This window comes from Microvirga sp. P4_G7, from assembly GCF_056401005.1.
The window spans coordinates 1-2,424 of the sequence record NZ_JBFUKD010000570.1 but is presented as its reverse complement, the minus strand read 5'-3'; the positions used below and the strand labels follow the sequence as shown (position 1 = coordinate 2,424).

Genomic DNA, 2,424 nt, shown 5'->3' with positions numbered 1-2,424 from the left:
GTCCAGGGGCGTGTTGAGATTGAGGCTGCGGTAGTCGCCGTTAGGTAACTTTGTGACCCCGGGAATCCGGATATAATCAACCCCGCTGCCGAACTCGAAATTGCCGATGACGGGCGAGCCGGAGATGATGATGACTGAAGCATTCGGCCATTCGGCAACGATGGCGTTGGCGATCGCACGCGACCGGCGCAAATGGCCGAGCCCGAAGGTGTCGTGGCTGTAGATCAGGACTTTCGCACCCGGGGGAATAGATGTCCCTGGGCGAGGGGTTGAAGTCTTTGCCAAGGCCGAGCCCTTCTCCAAGTCCACGATCGAGGCTACCATCTGGACGACGCACATGACGCCTCATTGACAAGAAGCGCTACTTTGTAACTTTGTCTGCCCCAGCTGGCGATGGAGCTCAAGCTCCACTCAAAACTGGAAAGAGGAAACGCGCAAGAGACTATCGATGGTATCGGCGTTCTAATGGACAAAAGCCTCTTCCGTTATATTTGGCGACATTCAAAGCGCGAGCAACTCATCGTGTGCATGGTTGTGCTCGCGTCACAGCCTTTTTACTTCTACTCGCTGGATCTCCCTCGGCGGATCGTCAACGAGGCCATCCAGGGGCAGGCCTTCAAGGATGGGCAGCAGACCGCGACCTTCCTCAAGCTTTCGATCAATTGGCCCTCCTGGCTCGGCGGCGGCTCTATCGAGTTGTTCGACGGCATTCAAGTCGGCCGCATCGGCCTGCTGTTAGGCTTGTCCTGCTTGTTTCTTTTCTTCGTCCTGATCAACGGGGCGTTCAAATACTGGATCAACGTCGCGAAGGGCGCGCTTGGGGAGCGCATGTTGCGCCGAATGCGCTTCAGCCTCTTCTCAATGGTGCTTCGATTCACCCCTGAGGCGTTACGAACGGTCAAGTCCTCAGAAACCGCGACCATCATCAAGGACGAGGTCGAGCCGATCGGCGGCTTCATCGGGGACGCTTTCATTACGCCGGTCTTCCTGGGCTTCCAGGCGCTGACCGCGCTCGTCTTCATCCTGGTCCAGAACGTCTCCCTCGGCTTGATGGCGCTCGGCGTCATCGCCATCCAGTTCACGGTGATACCGCGCCTGCGGCGCGAACTTCTGAAGCTCGGAAAGCAGCGGCAGCTCGCATCGCGGGAACTCGCCGGGCGGATTGCCGAGGTTCTCGATGGGATCGAGGCCGTCCACGTGCATCATTCCCAGAAATGGGAGAAGGCCGAGATCGGCAACCGTTTGTTCTCGCTCTTCGACTTGCGTCTGCAGATCTATAACCGCAAGTTCATGGTGAAATTCCTGAACAATCTGCTGGCGCAGATGACGCCGTTCTTCTTCTACGCTGTCGGTGGTTATTTCGCCTTGCGCGGCACGCTCGACATCGGTCAGCTCGTCGCCGTCATCAACGCCTATCGCGAATTGCCGCCGCCGTTGAAGGAGCTGATCGACTGGGATCAGCAGCGCCTCGACGTGCAGGTCAAATACGATCAGGTCGTACAGCATTTCGCACCCGAACGCCTGATGAACGAGAACGACATCCAGGAAACCGAAGACATCCCGCTCGTCGGCCTCATGAAGGCGGAAAACATCACGATTTCCGATGCTCATGGCGGTACGATCATCGAAGACGCTTCGTTCGACATCGAGCTGCCCGCGCATGTCGCGCTGATCTCCGAGGGAGCTGCGGCGGCGAGCTTCATGGCGCGCATCCTTGCGCATCAATTCCCGTCTTTCACGGGCCGGGTGGAAATCGCCGGCCGCGATCTTCGGCAATTTCCCCCAGCGGTCCTCGGCCGTCGTCTCGCTTATGCGGGTGTCGATCCGATTCTGTTTCCGGGGAGCATCCGAGACAACATTCTCTATGGCGTGCGGTATCGTCCCGGCGAAGCGCCCCGGTCCAAACGAGAAGAGGCACGGCGAGTGGCCGAGGCACTGCGGACGGGCAACCCCGACGAGGACATCGAGTCCGACTGGATCGACTACGATCTGATCGGCGCGAAAGATCCGGACAGTCTCGATCTTACGATCGTCGAATTGATGAACGCGATCGGGATGCAGAACGATCTCTACCGCTTCGGTCTTGCGGGACGCGTCGACCCCGAGCGGTATCCCGACCTCGTCGAGACGACCGTCGAGGCGCGGCATCGCCTGCGCGACGTGTTCCACTCGAACGGCAATGCCGACCTGGTCGAGCCCTTCGACATCCGACGCTACAACGATCAGGCGACGATCGCGGAGAACTTGCTTTTTGGTGTGCCGACGTCGACGCGAATGACGGGACGCAATCTCGCCGAAAATCCGGACTTCCGCCAAACGCTCGATCGGGCTGGAATCGTCGAAGATCTTACGGAGATGGGGCTGCAGATCGCGGAGACGATGACGGAAATCTTCGAAGGGGTTCCGGCGGGCCATCCTCTGTTC

The 2,424-nt window shown here is 59.1% G+C and carries 1 protein-coding gene and 1 pseudogene; one reads left to right on the top strand and one right to left on the bottom strand.

All coding sequences use genetic code 11. The features are described from left to right. A pseudogene (locus AC1DT3_RS18045) lies at window positions 1-339 on the bottom strand (hypothetical protein); the annotation flags it as partial. A 189-nt stretch (window positions 340-528) separates the two neighbouring features. Here AC1DT3_RS18045 and AC1DT3_RS18040 point away from each other — a divergent pair. Continuing rightward, on the top strand, window positions 529-2,424 hold a 1,896-nt coding region (locus tag AC1DT3_RS18040; protein WP_477466609.1), incomplete at its 3' end, for an ABC transporter transmembrane domain-containing protein.